This is a genomic window from Streptomyces sp. NPDC017936 (genome assembly GCF_044328485.1).
Taxonomy (GTDB): Bacteria; Actinomycetota; Actinomycetes; order Streptomycetales; family Streptomycetaceae; genus Streptomyces.
This window is the reverse complement of sequence record NZ_JBIRHK010000017.1, coordinates 165,351-181,127: the sequence shown is the minus strand read 5'-3', so window position 1 is coordinate 181,127 and position 15,777 is coordinate 165,351. Positions and strand designations below refer to the sequence as shown.

The window sequence follows — 15,777 nt, the reverse complement described above, 5'->3', positions numbered from 1 at the left end:
CGACCACGGGTACTCCCGGGACCAGGGCCACGCCACCAACGCCGACCCGGGCGACTTCGTCAAGTGGGTCGCCAGGGTGACCGGGTACAAGAAGCAGCCGTTCTCGCGCGAACAGGACCGGCCGGTTCGCGCGAGAACGAGGCCGGAGCAGGGCCGCACCCCGGTGCCCGCTCCGGCCCGCTCGGCTCCCTGCTGCCGTATGCGCGCCACGGCGCGCCGTGGCGTTGCCGGTGACGGTGACCGAGGTCGTCCGGGAGCAACGGCTCGAGCGGGGGCCGGTCGGTGCGCCCCGGACATCAGGCCAGTCCGCTCATCCCGTGCAGGGCGATCGTCAGGCCGAGTGCGGTGACGAAGACGGCGGAACACATGGGCAGCGTTCTGACCAGGAGCCCGGGCGGGGCGTGCCGGAATCGGGTCAGCGTGGTTCTGGCGGTGACCAGCAGCAGGCCCAGGGCGACGAGCACCCCGGCCAGTCCGACGCTGAAGGCGACGATCATGGTGAGCCCCAGGGCGGTGCGGTGGAGTCCGACGGCCAGCAGCAGGACGCCGAGTGCCTCCGGGCACGGGATGATCCCGCCGGACACGCCCAGGGCTGCGATGCCTCTGAAGGACGAGGGCCACTCACGCCGCGCGTGCGCATGCGGGTGGTCGGAGTGGTGCGGGAGTGGGTGATGGTGGTCGTGCGGGTGATCGTGGACATTTCGGGACCGCCGGCGGCGCAGCAGCAGCCGTGCACCGAGAAGGACCACGACGGTCCCGGAGGCCGCTTCGAGGGCCGGTACGAGTGTCCCGGGCATCACGTACCGCCCCGCCAGCAGGGCGAGCGTGCCGAGCACGATCACCGAGGAGGTGTGGGTGACGGTGATGACGGCCCCGAGTGCGACCGCCTGCCGCGGTGTGCTGCGTGAGCCGACCAGGTAGGAGGCGAGCAGTGCTTTGCCGTGTCCCGGGGTGAGGGCGTGGAACGCGCCGAGCAGAGCGCACGTGCCGATCAGGGCCAGCAGCGCCCAGGGCGACGACAGCGGTGTCCGCAGTGCGGCGAGAAGTCTTCCGCCGCCGGCCTCGGACTCCGATGGTGTCCGTCGTGCCCCGGACTGTGTCCGGGACGGCGGGCCCTGTGCCGTGGCCGAAGTCTCTCCGCCGCCCACCCTGAAGGAGATGCTCCGGCCGCCGTCCGTGCGTTCCGCGGCGCCGGTGGATGTCGCGTCCTTGGCCGCGACCATGAGGCTCGCCTGCACCGTCGTACGGCCACCGGGGTCGTACGCGTCGGTGAAGGTGACGTGCTGTCCGCCCTGAGGCAGGCCGGCGCTCAGCCGGACTACCGCGGTGCCTCCGGCCGCGGCGAGCAGTTCACGGGGCGGGTAAGAGCTGTCCGTCACCGTGAGCGCGACGGGTGAGCCGTCGACCCGCAGGTGCAAGGCGGACGCCACCCGGTCGAGGTGCGCGGCCGTCTCGCGGTCGCTGAACCTGCCGTCGCCGTCGGTGTCGACGGTCCGGGCGAACGCGGGGGCCACCAGCACCCCGGGGGTGACGTCGAGTTCGATGTCCAGGCGGGCACGGGTGGGCGTCAGGTACACCTGCTGGAGGATCTCGTCGCTGGGATGTGCCTGTGCGGGAGCAGCGGCGAGGCCCGCCCCGGCGACAGCGAGCGTCACTGCCGCCGTCCACCGGGCCGGGCGGTGTCTGCGCAAGGACACGGGATCAGTCCTGGGCGCCGTAGTCGTTGCCGTTCTCGCGGTAGATGGAATGGATGTGCGTGGTGCCGCCCGCGTTGGCGCCGCTGCCCTGCTGGTGGGCGAACTCGATGGTGAACGCAGGGCTTTGGACCCGGTAGTAGACGGGCTGGTCGGCGGCGGTGGAACCGGACCACGCGAACCAGGTCTGGTCGAGGTCGGCCTGTGCCTTCGCGAGCTTTTCCGCGGCCTGTTCGGCGTTGAGCGGGCTGATCCACTCGTCGATCAGACGGAGCAGCAGCGTCTTCTGGGCCGCTGTGAAGGTCGAGGCCCGGACGCCGTCGTAGGCCAGGGTCTTTCCGTCCTGGCCGGCGCCCAGGACGATCTCCTTGACCGGGGTGTCCAGAACGGCGGCGGCCTGCTGGGCGCTGTTCAGCGACTGCATGACGGCGAACGCGTCGTCGGTCTCGCCGGCCAGTGGTTCGATCGTGGCGCCGCTCCTGGTGTAGTAGGCGGGCTGGGCGCCCCACAGCGTCGGGCCCAGGGTCATGGTGCCGCCGGAGAGCGTGATGTTGACCGCGAGGTGGTGACCGCCGTACTGGACGGTCCACTTGCCGGTGCTGGACGGGGTCCCCAGGATGCGGATCCAGTAGTGGTCCGCCCCGAAGTCGAGGTCGATGCCTCCCTGAGCCTTGAGGACACCGTCGCCGTAGGTGATGCCGGCGACCTGCTGATAACCGGCGTCGCTCAGGGCCGGCTCGAGGATGTCGAGCACTGCCGCCTGCTGGGCCGACGTCAGCGAGTCCATGCGCAGTCCGGCCCGCTTGAACAGGGCATCGGGAAGATTGGACCACTTCGAGAGGTTGGCCTGCGTCCGCGTCCCCTGGACCGCCGTCTTCTGGGACGAACTCAGGGTAGCCAGGAAGGTGTTCGTCGCTGTCAAGACCTGGGAGGCGGCCGTCGCGGCCACCTCGGTCCGGGCCGACGGGTCGGCGACGGTACCGGGCGCCGCGGTGGCTCCGGTGGCCCCGGCCAGGGAGCCGGTGACGAGCACGACGGCCGCGACGACGGCCGAGGAGCCAGGACGGGTGCGCCTGCTGCGGCGGAGCGGGTTGGTGCCGGTGTCAGGGGAGAACACGGCGTCTCCTTGTGGGGGAGGAGGGCCGGCGCGGCCGGTCGGGCGCACCGGAGAGGGAAGGGAACCCAGGTCGCGAGTCCCGAATTGACGCGTACATGACAGGAGAGCGATGTCGCCGCCCCTGTGTCACACGGAAGAGATGATGCGCACGTGCCAACAAAAACGTCAACACTTTGCCCGGTGGGACCGAGGGGACCGATCCGACTCGGCCATGCGGCGACCTCTCGTGGGCGGAGAGGCGTCCGCCGCGCTCGATCGATGCGCACCTTTTGATGAAATCGTCCTTGATCGCTGAGTGGCCGACGAACGTATCGCCGACACCGGATTCCCCGAGCGAAACAGGGTCACGGTGAAGGACGGTGGGCAGCGCTCCTCCGCTCAGGCTTCCGGCCGGCGGCTGTATTGCTGGTGGGCCCTGTGACTCACCGGTGTCCGGCGCCGTTGTCCTTGTTCAGCAGTTCGCGCCGCCGACGGGTGCGGCAGGAGCCTGCGGTGAGGATGAGGGCCTCGGCGCGGTGGACCAGGCGGTCGATCATCGCCGCCGCGACCACGTCGTCGGAGGAAGTCTCTCCCCGGCGTCCGAAGGGCAGGTTCGAGGTCACCATGACCGAGCCCTGCTCGTGGCCGGGCTACCGGTTCGTCTGCGCTGCGTTGTGCGGCGTGGGGGTCGGCTCCGTTGCTCGTCGTGACGGTCGGGACGTGAGTGGTGCGCGTGCCGGGTGAGGCGTGGCGGGTTTCGGTTTGTCGGCCGGGCGCGTCGGGGACCCCGTTGGCTATGGGTGATTACAGCGACAGCATTACCGTGCAGGTACCGCCGGACCGGCTTTTTGCCTATCTGTCCGACGTGGAGCACCTGCCCTCCTACATGCCGCGGCTGACTTCCGTGCACCCTCACGGCGGTGACCAGGTCACCGTCACCGCCCACATCGATCCCGCCGACGCCCCGGAGCAGGACGTCACCAGTGAGGCGTGGCTGCATGTGGTCGAGGAGGGCAAGAGCCTGGAATGGGGCGCGCCGGGGCCGCACGACTACCGGGGCCGGCTGCACGTGGACGTGGGTGAGGAGGCGGACACCTGCCGTCTGACGGTGGAGCTGCACACCGGGCACACGGAGGGCGAGCAGGTCGACCACGGCCTCAGGGAGGCACTGAGCGGTGTCAAGCAGGCGGTGGAGAGCGCTGAACGGTGAACCGGGTGTCAGCGCGGGACGTTCTCCGTCGCGTTTTTGCGTGAGCGTCGGTCCGCGGCCGCGGGCGTCTTCGACTGTGCCGCTGCCGTCCTCGCCCGCAGGGCCGGGGCGGGGTGTCGGCACGCCCGCCGGGTGGCGGCCACGCTGGTCGGGTGCGTGCTCAGGGATGCTGTCCCCAGCCGCGTGTTGATCATCCAGGATGGGCAGGCGGTCTGCGGCGGCCGTCGGTTGCCGGCCGGAACTCCAGTCGCGACTGGCACGGACCGGCCTGTTCTCATCGGCGGTCCTGCAGCGTGTGGCACATCGTCCGGCGGGGTGAACGAGGCGGGGCGCCGCATTCCGGCCCCGGCCGCTCACGCCACGTCCGGGATGAGGCCGGTGCGCGCCGCCGGCGCCGCGCGCTTCTCCGCGTCGACCGGGTTCTCCTCGTCGTTCAGCAACGGCTCCAGCTGCAGTCCGCGGACCGGCTCCAGGCCGTCCTCGCCGTCGACGAACAGCCGCATCCGGTCGACGGCCGGCGGATGATCCGCAGGCCGAGCAGTTGCTCGCAGGCGCCTCGTGCCCGGGCCCGGTCCACCGCCAGGGCGCGGGTGCCCGCCCGGTAGCCGTGGATCCGCTGAAGCGCGAGGTGGCTGACGTAGAAGATGTAGCCGGCGCGCTTGGCCAGGACAGCACACCAAGGCGCGTCAAGGGCTCGGCGGGTTCTCGGGGTTTGGCCGGCCTCCTGGGCTCGGGTTTCTCGGCGCCCGGCGGGTCTCATGTGCGGGGCTGCCTTCCGGCGCCTTACCGGTCCCGTGGCCCCTGCGGATACGCGTGCTCGGCCAGCCTCAGGGAGTCGGCGCGGTCAGGTACCGCTGGATCGTCGGGGCCAGCCATGCCACGATCTCCTCCCGCGCCAGCCCCACCGCCGGCGGCATCCGCAGCACGTACCGCGTGAGCGCCAGCCCCAGCAGTTGCGACGCCACGAGTGCCGCCCGTGCCGGGACCTGCTCGGGGTCGGGGCACACCTGCCGGGCGACCGGCAGCAGCTGGTCCCGCAGAATGCCCTGCATGCGCTCCGCCCCGGCCTGGTTGGTCACGCCGACCCGCAGCAGGGCGGTGAGGACCTCGTTGTTCTCCCACATGTCGAGGAAGTGCTCGACGAGGATCCGCCCCGCGTCCTGCCGGCGGTCCGCCCCGCTCACGTCCGGCAGCCGCAGGTCGATGGCGACGGCCGCCGCGAAGAGGCCCTCCTTGTTGCGGTAGTACCGCATCACCATCGACGGATCGATGTTCGCGTCCTTGGCGATGGCGCGGATGGTGGCTCGCTCGTAGCCGTCGGTCGCGAAGCGCTCGCGGGCCGCCGCGAGGATCGCGCTGCGGGTGGCGTCGGAGCGGCGGGGGGCGCCGGAACCGGGAACCGTGGAGGTGCTGCCGCTGCTGTTCATGCCAACGAGCGTAGGCCAACAGATGTAGGTCAACAAGCGTTCGCCAACAGTTGTTTGCCAACGGTCGTTGACTTCTTCCTTGGTGTCTCGCTATCGTCATCAACAAGCGTTGGCCAACATTCGTTGGCAATGGCGATGGCAAGTAAGCGCTGGCAATAGGAGGCCACCATGAACGGCACCGCCACCCACCGCACCGTGATCGTCGTCGGCTCCGGCCCCACCGGCCTCCTCCTCGCCGGTGACCTCGCCACAGCCGGCGTCACCGTGACCCTCGTCGAGAAGCGGCCGCGCGAGATCAGCAACCTCTCCCGCGCCTTCGGGGTGCACGCCCGCACCCTGGAGCAGCTCGACGCCCGCGGCCTCGCCGACGAACTCCTCACCACCGGTGACACCGTCACCGGCCTGCGGCTCTTCCGCCGCCTCTCCCTCGATCTGAGCACGCTGCCCTCGCGTTTCCCGTTCCTGCTCATCACCCCGCAGTACGAGGTCGAGCGGCTCCTGGAGCGGCGGGCCCGGGAGGCTGGGGTCGAGTTCGCGTACGAGAGCGAGGTCGTGGGGCTGCGGCAGGACGACGAGGGGGTCGACCTCGACGTGCGCGGCGCGGACGGGGCGGTCGTCACCCGCCGGGCGGCCTATGTCGTCGGCGCCGACGGTCACCGGAGCGCCGTGCGAGAGGCGATCGGCCTGGACTTCCCTGGTGTCTCCGTCATCAAGTCGCTGATCCTGGCCGATGTCCGGCTGGCCGAGAAGCCCGAGGGCGTCCTCACCGTCGACGGCCGCGGCGACGCCTTCGCGATGATCGCCTCCTTCGGCGACGGCTGGTACCGGGTCATGGGCTGGAACCGCCGCAACGAGGTCTCCGACGACGCCCCGCTCGACCTCGACGAGGTCAAGGAGATCACCCGCCGTGCCCTGGGCACCGACTACGGCATGCACGACGCCCGCTGGCTCTCCCGTTTCCACAGTGACGAGCGCCAGGCACCCCACTACCGGGTCGGGCGGGTCTTCCTCGCCGGGGACGCCGCGCACATCCACTCCCCGGCCGGTGGGCAGGGCATGAACACCGGCCTCCAGGACGCCGCCAACCTGAGCTGGAAGCTCGCCGCGGTCGTCCAGGGCCGGGCGCCCGAGAAGCTCCTCGACAGCTACGAGGCCGAGCGCCACCCGATCGGCAGGACGGTGCTGCGCAGCAGTGGCGGACTGGTCCGGCTGGCCCGCGCGCGGAATCCGCTGCTGCGTGCCGCCCGCGCCCTTGTCTCCGCGTTCGTCGACATGGCCCCGCCCGTCCGGCGCAAGGCCCTGGGGCAGATCACCGGGATCGGCTACGCCTACCCCGCCCCCCGCGGCGCCCACCGGCTCACCGGTACCCGCGTCCCCGACGTCGCCCTGAGGGACGGCCGGCTCCACGAGGCGCTGCGCGGCGGCCGCTTCGTGCTGATCACGCCCGGGACGTACGAAGGCCCCGGTGTCCGTGAGGGGTGGCTGACCGTGGAACGCTGGGCGGGCGACCGCCGGACGACCGTCCTGGTACGGCCCGACGGATACGTGGCCTGGGCGGCGGAGGGTGCGGACGCGGCGGGGATCGAGGAGGCGGTGACCCGGTATCTGGGCCAGGCCCTCTCGGCTGGATCATCCCGGCGTCGCGGGGTCAGGGAGATCGAGGGACGCCGCACCTCACGGCCGGGCTGATCCGAACGACAGGGCCCCGTGCTGGATTCCTCTTTCGCTGGGTATGCGTGATGTCACGGCGAGCGGGCGACGTCCGAACCGGGACGAGGTGGAGCGGCGCCGGGAGCGCGGTGAGCAGGCCGCGCGTGAGGGTCTCGCCCTGCGGGAATCGACCGGCCATCACCTGGCCGCTGTCCGTGCTGCCTGGCCGGAGCAGCTGCTGTCCAGGAGGACGACTCTCGGCCTGCTCATGGTCGTCGAGCAGTCCGTCGACGCCTTCGCCGACGGGTTCGAACGGGCCCAGCGCCTCACCGTGCGTCAGGAGGAGGCCGAGTCAGACGTAGTGCCGGGCGGCCTGCCCTGCACGCTCTGTCCGCCGGTCCCGGTGCGACTGGGCACTTCGTCCGGCGGGCCCTGCGAGACGGAGCGCTCACGCGGAACGGGAGCCCTCTGGGATCAGCACTGATCCTGGGTGTACTGAGCTGCGTACCAGCTGGAGTCGATGGCGGGGTTGCGGAGGGTCCCCCAGAAGCGTTCGTCAGGTATCGACGGCAGTGGCGGGTTGCCCAGGTCCGCGTGCAGATCCGCACGCCAGTCGACAGTGAGGCGGCTGCGGATCCTCGCGATCTCGTACACGGACCTGTAAGGCGAGCCCCAGATCCCGTGGACCGTCTTCTCCGCGGCCCACCTGCGAGGGTCGTCTCGGTGGGTGTTCGCCTGCACCAGTACCTTGCGCAGTCGCATGACCAGCGGGTCGGTCTGTTCCGGCCGAGGTGGAGCTTCGCCGCGCTCCAACGCGTCCAGGGCCGACTTGACCTCCGGGTACTTGTTCAGGCCCGTCTCGACGGCCAGTCTGCGCAGCTGCTTCCGCGCGGCCTCGGCCACCTGTTCACGCGGCAGGACCGCGAGCAGTGCACCGAGTTCCTCGAGTCCGTCCAGGTAGCTCGCATGGAGGAGGTCGGTGGGGCGGCAGGAGAGGTCCAGCTCCGGCAGTTGCTCGTCCGGTGCGGGAAGGGGATCGTCGGCGCTGCCCCACTCCGGGCGGGCAGGGCAGGCCCACTCCCAGAACAGCCGGCCGTTGAACGTGACGGCACCCCCGTCCTGGCCGCGCTCGAGCTGGTCGGCCAGCTCTGCCAGATACCCACCCAGTGAGTCAGCGTGCCCGAAAGTGGTACCGGTCTCGTCGAAGAACCGTCCGACTGCACCGAAAGAGTCCCGCCCGGGGCGGCAGTCGATCACGAGACCGTCGGACGTCGACCCGTAGGAACCGAACTTCACGTAGCCGTGGTGCCAGTAGGACTCGGTCTCCTCCTCGTCAAGGTCTTCGGCGACGCAGCGCATGAACCTGGTGTCCTCGAGGATCCCCGCCACTCCGAGCAGCCGGTCGTGCGTGCTGAACCGGAAAGCCCCCGCCCCGTCCACTGCCCCGTCGTGCCGGAGCAGTGACGCGATCAGGTCGGGAGGGAAGGTGACACCCAGTTCCTCCTGCGCGGCTGCTGTCTCCTTATGCCCCGCGGGCTGCCCGAGCGTGGCGAAGGTGCGGGGGGCGTGCTCGCGCAGCCACTCGTCGATACGGTTCCATGAATCCTGGACCAGGTCTTTCGTCATGGCGGTGACCCTAAGGGCAGACACTGACAGCTTGATCACCGCCCACCAGCCCTGCCGGCCGGGCCAGTCGTCGACAGGGACCTGGTGGCACAGCTGACCTCGGACTGGCCCCGCGTTCTCTCCCTGCACGTGGACACGAACGTCACCGGCGCGGACGGGGAGCCGCTCCACCAGGTGCTGGCCCCGCCCCCGACGCTTCCGGAAGGGGTGCCGTTCGCCCGGCTCGGAGAGCTCAACGGGGCCTGTCTCTGACTTCGACCGAACCGGCGCAGCTCGGAAGATCCCCGGTCCTGGACCACATCCTGACCTGGAACCAGCACCGCCTGCTCCACGCCCTACGCGCGTTCGAGTCCTCGTACCACAGGCATCGGCCTCACCGGACCCCGGGCCAAGCCGCCCGCCCCGCTCACTTGTCCCCCCGCGCCGAGGAAACCGGTTCGGGGCCGGTCGCCGTCGCGGGACGGTGGCCGGTTCCGCCGTCATGCGCGCGTCGTCCCGGCCTGCCGCGCCGAGGCGGCGAACGCCGGACACCACCGCCGGACACCACGCCCCTGGGGTGCCCCGCCCACGTCGTGGCGTCAGGTCGCCAGGCCGTGGCGGTAGGCGTAGACGACGGCCTGGACGCGGTCGCGCAGCTGGAGTTTGGTGAGGATGCGGGAGACGAAGGTCTTGACGGTCTCCGGGCTGATGACGAGGACCGCGGCGATCTCGCCGTTGGACAGACCGTCCGCGATGAGACGGAGGACCTCCAACTCCCGGGGGGTGAGCGGGACGTCGGCGGAGGTGCTCCCGGTGGGGCGGATGCGGGCGGCGTAACGGCCCACGAGCTGGCGCGTCACCTCGGGATCGAGGAGGGCCGCCCCGCCGACCACGGTGCGGATGCCGTGGAGGAGCCGGTCCGGCGGCGCGTCCTTGAGGAGGAAGCCGCCGGCGCCGGCGCGCAGGGCCTCGTACACGTACTCGTCGAGGTTGAACGTGGTCAGGACCAGGACCTTGACGGGGTGCGGTACGCCCGCGCCGGCCAGCAGGCGGGTGGCCTCCAGACCGTCGAGGACCGGCATGCGGATGTCCATCAGCACGACGTCGGGCCGTACCTCGCGGGCGAGCCGCACTCCGGTCTGCCCGTCCCCGCACTCGCCCACCACCTCCATGTCGGGCTGGGCGTCGATGATGGTGACCAGAGCGGTGCGGATCAGCATCTGGTCGTCGCAGATCAGGACCCGGATCGGTGCGCTCACGAGGGGCCGCCGGCGGGGATGCGGGCCCGTACGGTGAAGCCGCCGTCGGCGCCGCGGCCGGCGCTGAAGTCGCCGCCCAGGACGTGGACCCGTTCGCGCAGCCCGGCCAGGCCCCGTCCGCCGCCGACGGCGGCGGCGCTGCGTGAGCCGGTCCCGTCCGTGCTGACCTCCACGCTGACCTCCCTCTCGCCGTGCCGCACCTGGACGCAAGTCCGGCTGCCGTGAGCGTACTTGAGGGCGTTCGTCAGTGCTTCCTGCACCACCCGGTAGGCGACGAGGTCGGCGCTGCCGGTCGACACCGGGGGCGTGCCCTGCTCGGTGAACTCCACCGGCTGCCCGGCCCGGCGGGTCTGCTCGACGAGGGTGAGGATCCGGCCGACGGCCGGCGTCCTGGGCTCCCTGGCCTGCGCCGCGCCGATGCCGTTGCCGTAGTCGGGATTGAGCAGGTCGAGCAGATGGCGCAGGTCGGTGATGGCGCGGCGGCCGGTGTCGCTGATGGCGGCCAGGGACCGGTCGAGCCGCTCGGGCGCGGCGGCCAAGTAGCGTGAGGCCTCGGCCTGCACGACCATCGCGGTGACATGGTGGGTCACCACGTCGTGCAACTCACGGGCGATCTGCGTGCGTTCGGCGATACGGCTCTCCGCCGCGACCCGCTCGCGGCGCTCGGCCTCGGCGACCCGGGTGGACCGCAGCCACGCCCCGGCTCCCCAGGCGAGGGCCAGCACCAGGTAGAACGTCACGAACTCCTCCGGCGTCTCGCCGCCCGAGCCCAGCGCGAAGAGCGCGATCGCCAGGGCCACGTACGCCATGGAGAGGAGCAGCACGGTGGTGCGGCGACGGTGTTCCAGATGGGAGCCCGTGCTGATCAGCACGAGGGGCAGCGTGCTGCCGGCGGTCGAGTGGTAGCCGCGCAGCTGGTCGAGCGCGAAGCCGCACGTCACCAGGGCGAGGCAGACGACCGGCCACCGCCGCCGCACCGCGAGCGGAAGGCACTCCAGGGCGAGGGCCACGACGGCGAGGGCGTCGAAGGGGCGGGTCGGCAGGTCCCCGACCTGCGTCCCGTGGCCGCGCAGTCCCGGCAGGAACGACGCGACGAGGAACAGGACGCCGAGGAGGAGGTCGCGGACGACGACGTCCAGCCGGTGCCACAGCCGGCCGGCCGTCTGAAGGCTCATCACCGGGGGAGTGTAGCCAGGGCGTCGACGCGCTCGGCACGGCGCCGGGGGACCACGGTGCCGCGCCGGTGGGCCAGCCGCAGGAAGACGATCGTCAGCAGGCCACCGGCCAGGATGGCGTAGACACTGGCCTCCGGCCCGAACTCGCCGCCCGTGATCAGCGTGGCGCCCGACGTCGAGCTGTCCAGCAGCCCGTGGACGTCGCCGTTGCCCGACACCTCGGCACCGAAGATCCCGGACTCGGCGAAGTTCCAGCCGAAGTGCAGGCCGATCGGCAGCCACAGGGAGCGGGTGGCGGCGTAGGCGGCGGCGAGCATGCCGCCGGCCTCGATCGCGATGGCGACGGCGCCCAGCAGGGTGGCGTTCTCGTTGAGCAGGTGGGACGCGCCGAACAGCACCGCGGACAGCACGAGCGCGGCGTACGTGCCCGTGCCCCGCTCCACGAGCCGGAAGAGCAGGCCCCGGAACATCAGCTCCTCCGTGACGGCCGCGCCGGCCATGAAGCCGACCAGGGCGAGCGTTCCGCTCAGCGAGCCGAAGCCGTGCACCTCGTAGTCGCCGAGGAAGGCGATGTTCGCGATGACGCAGACGAACATCGCGACACCGATGAGCATCCCCCGCAGGACCGCCCCCCGCGCGCCCTCCCGGGCCAGCTCCACGACCGGGCGCCCCTCGGTGCGCCCCACCACCCACCGGTAGACGACGACCGAGAGGACGACCGTGAGAGCGCCCAGGAGGAGCGAGAGCCACGGGTCGTCCTTGACGGCGGTCACACTCTGACCCCCGACCGCACCGACCGCGACCACGGCCAGGATCTGCCACACCGATTTCATGACGACGCTCCTTCGGTCCCGTTTCCGGTTCCTTGTCCGTCCACGGCCAGGTCACCGCGGCTGAGGGGAACGCTAGGGAAACGGGGATCAGGAATCGTCACCTCCCGGTGGACACCTTCCCGTAGTCCCCACGGGGGACAGGGACTGCGGCGGTCGTCGTCCACCGCGGCGACGCGGTACCCCCACATGGACAGGAACGGACGGGGCACTCGTGTGTCCGTTCACCAGCGAAAGGAGCCCGATCGTGGTCATAGCCGCCGTCGTCGCCCTGTGTGTGGTCCTGGCCGTTCTGGCGTTCCTCCTCCCACGCCTCTCGCGCCGTCCCGAGCGCGGCACGCAACGGACGCTCGGCGCCGGGGCGCGGGCCGGTGGCAAGGCGCCCGGCGTTCTGGGCCGGCTGTTCAGCAAGCCGTTCCGGAGCAGTGCGCGCGCGGTCGGCCGCAGCGGTTCGGCCGGTCGCCGCTCCCGCAGCCGTATGCCCTTCTGATCCCCCGCGAGAGCCGAACGGAAGGCCTGTTGATGAACGCGCAAGACGCACGGAAGCTGCTCGACGGGCTCACCGTGGACACCAGCCGGCGGGAGCAGCCGATCGTGCTGGACGCGGACGGACGCCCGATCCGGACGTGGCGGGAGAACTACCCGTACGACCGCAAGGTGGAGCGCGGGGAGTACGAGCGCGCCAAGCGCGTCCTGCAGATCGAGCTGCTGAAGCTCCAGCGCTGGGTGAAGGACACCGGCTCGCGTGTGGTCGTCGTGTGCGAGGGGCGTGACGCGGCGGGCAAGGGCGGCACGATCCAGCGGCTCACCGAGCGGCTCAACCCGCGCGGCGCCCGCGTGGTCGCCCTGGACAAGCCCACCGAACGCGAGACCGGTCAGTGGTACTTCCAGCGGTACGTCGCGCAGCTGCCGACGGCCGGGGAGATCGTGTTCTTCGACCGCTCCTGGTACAACCGGGCCGGCGTGGAGCGCGTGATGGGCTTCTGCTCCCAGGAGGAGTACGAGCTGTTCCTCGACCAGTGCCCGACCTTCGAGCGGATGCTGGTCGACAGCGGGATCCTGCTGGTGAAGTTCTGGTTCTCGGTGTCCCGCTCCGAGCAGCGCACGCGCTTCGCGATCCGGCAGGTCGACCCGGTGCGCCAGTGGAAGCTCTCGCCCACCGACCTGGCCTCGCTGGACCTCTGGGACGCCTACACGGAGGCGAAGGTCGACATGTTCCGCGCCACCGACACCATCCACGCCCCCTGGACCGTCGTCAAGAGCAACGACAAGCGGCGGGCCCGGCTGGAGACCATGCGCAGTCTGCTGGCACGCATCGACTACGCGAGCAAGGACCACGACGCGGTGGGCATACCCGACCCTCTCATCGTCGGCGCCGCCGACACCCTCCTGGAGCCCGGTGAGGAGGACACCACGCTCTCACCCACTCCGCTGTCGCCCGGCGTCGGCGTCCCCGGCAAGCACCCCACCAACGACTGACCCCTCACACGTCAGGACCCGCCCGGCACGGCGGGCCCTGACGCATGTCAGTACCACGTCACGGGCTGCGGTCGCCCTCGTGTCGCCACCCGTCCCTTCTTGGCATGCACACGTCTTGACGGTGTTGGTCCAGACCATTGAACGGTGTTCCGTAAGTCCTGGTCAGGCAGGTGATGGCCGTGGTGTGAGCGTGGTGGTGACGGCGGCTGAGCCGCAGTGGGTGGGCCTGTTCGCCGGACCGAACGGTCGCCGGTTCCGGAAGCTCGTCGGGATCGTGCGGCGCCGGGGTGGCGGCAGGCCCACCGGCGGCCGACCGTGGACTCTGCCCCTGGAGAGCCGCATACCACTGGTGGCCGCGTACTGGCGGACGAACCTCGCGAGGCGGCAGCTCGGACCTCTGTTCGGGATCTCGAAGCCGGCCGCGGACCAGGTCATCGACCACACCGCTCCGCTTCCGGCCCTGACCCCGGTGCGGCGCCGGCGTCCGGCCGGCACGGTGCTGACCGTGGACGGCGCCCTGGTCCCCACCCGTGACCGCAGCCCGGCCGCCCCGAGCAGGAACCACCGCTGCTCCACCGACCAGCAGGGCGTCATCGACGTCGATATCGGCGACTGCGCGCTGGAAGCCGAGCCGATGCACGAGTACGGCGGCCAGGAGAAGAGCGAGGCGCCGTTCACGGTGAAGGAGTCGCTGTTCCGGCTGGCCGAAGGGAGACGTGGCCTCTGTTCGTCCCGGGCATCCGCCCGTACGACACGCTTCGTGGAGGTTGTTTCGGTTTCCTGGTGCCCCCGCCGGCGCGGCAGGCGGCTGTCACCGGAGCGGTGTCCGTCGCCGGGCCTCAAGGCCGCCGGGTGGGGGATGTGCGCCTCACGCCGCGTCCGGCGATGCGGCCAGGCGCTGCTTCACGTACCGGGTGGTCTCGTCGGCGAGGATCTCGGGCAGCCCCGCCTCGATGCCGGACAAGGCCTGGGCGGCGACCTGGGCGGGGTCGACCTTCTGACCGGCGGGAACGCTCGCGGCCATGCCGGTGTCCATGTAGCCGACGTGCAGTGCCGAGACGACGATACCGCGGGCCGCCAGTTCTTCCCGGGCCGCGCCGGTCAGCGCCCACGCCGCCGCCTTGGCCGCCGCATAAGCTCCGAGGCCGGCCGGATGCAGCCAGGACAGGACCGACAGGACGTTGAGTACGGCACCGCCGCCGTTGGACTCGATGACGGGAGCGAAGGCCCGCGTCACGGCGAGCGGACCGAAGAAGTTCGTGTCCATCTCCAGGCGCACCGCGTCCAGGTCACCCGCGATCAGCGGAGTTCCGGTGGAGATTCCGGCGTTGTTCACCAGCAGCGTCGCGTCGGACGCGGTGCGGGCCGCGGCCCGGATCGACTCCTCGTCCGTCACGTCGAGCCGCAGCGGAACGACCCCCGGCAGGTCCACCGCCTCGGGGCGCCGGGCCGCCGCGTACACCCTCGCTCCGCGCTCCACGAGCTGGGCGGCCAGGTGCCGCCCGAGTCCGCGATTGGCACCGGTGACCACCGCGACCGCGTCCTTCAGTTCCATGCCCACTCCCAGCGTCACGGCCGCCGTCGAGCGGCCCGCACCAATTAGATGATGGATGCAATCTAAACACCGATCTAGGATAGATGCCAGTCGACATCCAATCGGGAGGTGGCCGATGGGCCGCGTGTCACAGGCGCAGGCGGAGGAGAACCGCCGACGGGTCGTGGAAACCGCGTCCCGGCTGTTCCGGGAACAGGGGACGCACGTCAGCGTCGCCGACCTCATGAAGGCGGCCGGTCTGACCCACGGCGGCTTCTACAAGCAGTTCGCCTCCAAGGAGGCGCTCATCGACGAAGCCACCGCCCACGCCTTCGACGAATTCGCCCGGCACCACAAGGACGGACTCGAGCAGCACGGCGGGCAGCGTGGCGCCGCCCAGCAGGCACTGATCCACGCCTACCTTTCCCCCGAACACCGCGACAGCCCGGCGGACGGGTGTCCCGTCGCCGCACTCGCCACCGACATGGCGCGCGAAGGCGAAGACCATGAGGCCCGCCGGATCTATACCGAGGGCGTGGGCGACTTCGCCGAGTGGCTCACCACCGAGGACCAGGACGGCATCACCCGGCTGTGCACCATGCTCGGCGCGCTCATCCTGGCCCGGGCCACCAAGGGTTCCCCGCTCTCCGAGGAGATCCTCACCACCGCGCGCGCGGCATTGACGGCATCCGGCTGATCAGTGCCGGGCTGCCGCGTTGCCGGGCAGCCCGCGCGGGACATGCACTGCCACGTCGTTGACGGCACAGTCGGCTTCCCCAGCGCGTTCGGTACGACCGGATGGTGGCCCGGTGCACCCC

General features: G+C 71.2%; 16 protein-coding genes and 2 pseudogenes. 8 read left to right on the top strand and 10 right to left on the bottom strand.

Going from position 1 to position 15,777, the window contains the following annotated elements:
- Nucleotides 1–296 precede the first annotated feature (296 nt).
- The 3 genes and pseudogenes from ACH4F6_RS31015 to ACH4F6_RS31005 form a co-directional block, all read right to left on the bottom strand.
- Complete coding sequence (locus tag ACH4F6_RS31015) at nt 297–1,655, bottom strand: sulfite exporter TauE/SafE family protein (protein WP_397963671.1); 1,359 nt, start codon at nt 1,653–1,655, stop codon at nt 297–299.
- A 46-nt stretch (nt 1,656–1,701) separates the two neighbouring features.
- On the bottom strand, nt 1,702–2,811 hold the full coding sequence (locus ACH4F6_RS31010) for a DUF3500 domain-containing protein (RefSeq protein ID WP_397963670.1): 1,110 nt from the start codon (nt 2,809–2,811) through the stop codon (nt 1,702–1,704).
- A gap of 422 nt (nt 2,812–3,233) precedes the next feature.
- Nucleotides 3,234–3,419, bottom strand: a pseudogene (locus ACH4F6_RS31005) (ATP-binding protein); the annotation flags it as partial.
- Nucleotides 3,420–3,586: 167 nt separating this feature from the next.
- On the opposite strand from ACH4F6_RS31005, the gene ACH4F6_RS31000 reads away from it, so the two are divergent.
- Nucleotides 3,587–4,000: an SRPBCC family protein gene (locus ACH4F6_RS31000; protein WP_397963669.1), complete on the top strand. Its 414-nt coding sequence runs from the start codon at nt 3,587–3,589 to the stop codon at nt 3,998–4,000.
- A gap of 353 nt (nt 4,001–4,353) precedes the next feature.
- Here the strand turns inward: ACH4F6_RS31000 and ACH4F6_RS30995 are convergent, their stop codons facing one another.
- Together ACH4F6_RS30995 and ACH4F6_RS30990 are read right to left on the bottom strand one after the other, a co-directional pair.
- Nucleotides 4,354–4,503 (bottom strand): hypothetical protein, encoded by a 150-nt coding sequence (locus ACH4F6_RS30995; RefSeq protein WP_397963668.1) that lies wholly within the window; start codon nt 4,501–4,503, stop codon nt 4,354–4,356.
- 324 nt (nt 4,504–4,827) lie between these two features.
- Nucleotides 4,828–5,427: a TetR family transcriptional regulator gene (locus tag ACH4F6_RS30990; protein WP_397963667.1), complete on the bottom strand. Its 600-nt coding sequence runs from the start codon at nt 5,425–5,427 to the stop codon at nt 4,828–4,830.
- A gap of 168 nt (nt 5,428–5,595) precedes the next feature.
- On the opposite strand from ACH4F6_RS30990, the gene ACH4F6_RS30985 reads away from it, so the two are divergent.
- Nucleotides 5,596–7,116 carry an FAD-dependent monooxygenase gene (locus ACH4F6_RS30985; RefSeq protein ID WP_397963666.1) on the top strand — a complete coding sequence of 507 codons (1,521 nt, stop codon included), beginning with the start codon at nt 5,596–5,598 and terminating at the stop codon, nt 7,114–7,116.
- A 43-nt stretch (nt 7,117–7,159) separates the two neighbouring features.
- Nucleotides 7,160–7,561 carry a hypothetical protein gene (locus tag ACH4F6_RS30980; protein WP_397963665.1) on the top strand — a complete coding sequence of 134 codons (402 nt, stop codon included), beginning with the start codon at nt 7,160–7,162 and terminating at the stop codon, nt 7,559–7,561.
- Here ACH4F6_RS30980 and ACH4F6_RS30975 read toward each other — a convergent pair.
- Nucleotides 7,552–8,703, bottom strand: coding sequence for an SMI1/KNR4 family protein (locus ACH4F6_RS30975; RefSeq protein ID WP_397963664.1), 1,152 nt, complete (start codon nt 8,701–8,703; stop codon nt 7,552–7,554). The two genes, ACH4F6_RS30980 and ACH4F6_RS30975, sit on opposite strands and share 10 nt — an antisense overlap.
- A gap of 84 nt (nt 8,704–8,787) precedes the next feature.
- On the opposite strand from ACH4F6_RS30975, the gene ACH4F6_RS30970 reads away from it, so the two are divergent.
- Nucleotides 8,788–8,955, top strand: a complete 168-nt coding sequence (locus ACH4F6_RS30970) for a hypothetical protein (RefSeq protein WP_397963663.1) — start codon at nt 8,788–8,790, stop codon at nt 8,953–8,955.
- Between the two features lie 326 nt (nt 8,956–9,281).
- On the opposite strand, the gene ACH4F6_RS30965 is transcribed toward ACH4F6_RS30970, so the two are convergent.
- From ACH4F6_RS30965 to ACH4F6_RS30955, 3 genes are read right to left on the bottom strand one after another with little or no spacing between them, the layout of a single operon-like run.
- Nucleotides 9,282–9,941 carry a response regulator gene (locus tag ACH4F6_RS30965; protein WP_397963662.1) on the bottom strand — a complete coding sequence of 220 codons (660 nt, stop codon included), beginning with the start codon at nt 9,939–9,941 and terminating at the stop codon, nt 9,282–9,284.
- Nucleotides 9,938–11,116 (bottom strand): sensor histidine kinase, encoded by a 1,179-nt coding sequence (locus tag ACH4F6_RS30960; protein WP_397963661.1) that lies wholly within the window; start codon nt 11,114–11,116, stop codon nt 9,938–9,940. The genes ACH4F6_RS30965 and ACH4F6_RS30960 overlap by 4 nt, the downstream gene beginning before the upstream one ends.
- A complete protein-coding gene (locus ACH4F6_RS30955; protein ID WP_397963660.1) occupies nt 11,116–11,949 on the bottom strand; it encodes a lysostaphin resistance A-like protein in 834 nt (277 codons plus the stop codon). Before ACH4F6_RS30955 ends, ACH4F6_RS30960 begins: the two co-directional genes overlap by 1 nt.
- 244 nt (nt 11,950–12,193) lie before the next feature.
- Here ACH4F6_RS30955 and ACH4F6_RS30950 point away from each other — a divergent pair, with 244 nt between their 5' ends.
- From ACH4F6_RS30950 to ACH4F6_RS30940, 3 genes and pseudogenes are all read left to right on the top strand, one after another.
- Nucleotides 12,194–12,436, top strand: a complete 243-nt coding sequence (locus ACH4F6_RS30950; protein WP_397963659.1) for a DUF6411 family protein — start codon at nt 12,194–12,196, stop codon at nt 12,434–12,436.
- A 32-nt stretch (nt 12,437–12,468) separates the two neighbouring features.
- Nucleotides 12,469–13,425: a polyphosphate kinase 2 gene (gene ppk2, locus ACH4F6_RS30945; RefSeq protein WP_397963658.1), complete on the top strand. Its 957-nt coding sequence runs from the start codon at nt 12,469–12,471 to the stop codon at nt 13,423–13,425.
- Nucleotides 13,346–13,870 (top strand): annotated as a pseudogene (locus tag ACH4F6_RS30940) (transposase family protein); the annotation flags it as partial. The gene ppk2 and the pseudogene ACH4F6_RS30940, both read left to right, overlap by 80 nt.
- Before the next feature lie 423 nt (nt 13,871–14,293).
- Here the strand turns inward: ACH4F6_RS30940 and ACH4F6_RS30935 are convergent.
- The gene (locus tag ACH4F6_RS30935) at nt 14,294–14,980 is read right to left on the bottom strand and encodes an SDR family oxidoreductase (RefSeq protein WP_397963657.1); all 687 of its coding nucleotides are present in this window, start codon (nt 14,978–14,980) and stop codon (nt 14,294–14,296) included.
- Nucleotides 14,981–15,095: 115 nt separating this feature from the next.
- Here ACH4F6_RS30935 and ACH4F6_RS30930 point away from each other — a divergent pair, with 115 nt between their 5' ends.
- Nucleotides 15,096–15,656: a TetR/AcrR family transcriptional regulator gene (locus tag ACH4F6_RS30930; RefSeq protein ID WP_397963656.1), complete on the top strand. Its 561-nt coding sequence runs from the start codon at nt 15,096–15,098 to the stop codon at nt 15,654–15,656.
- Nucleotides 15,657–15,777: the final 121 nt, after the last annotated feature.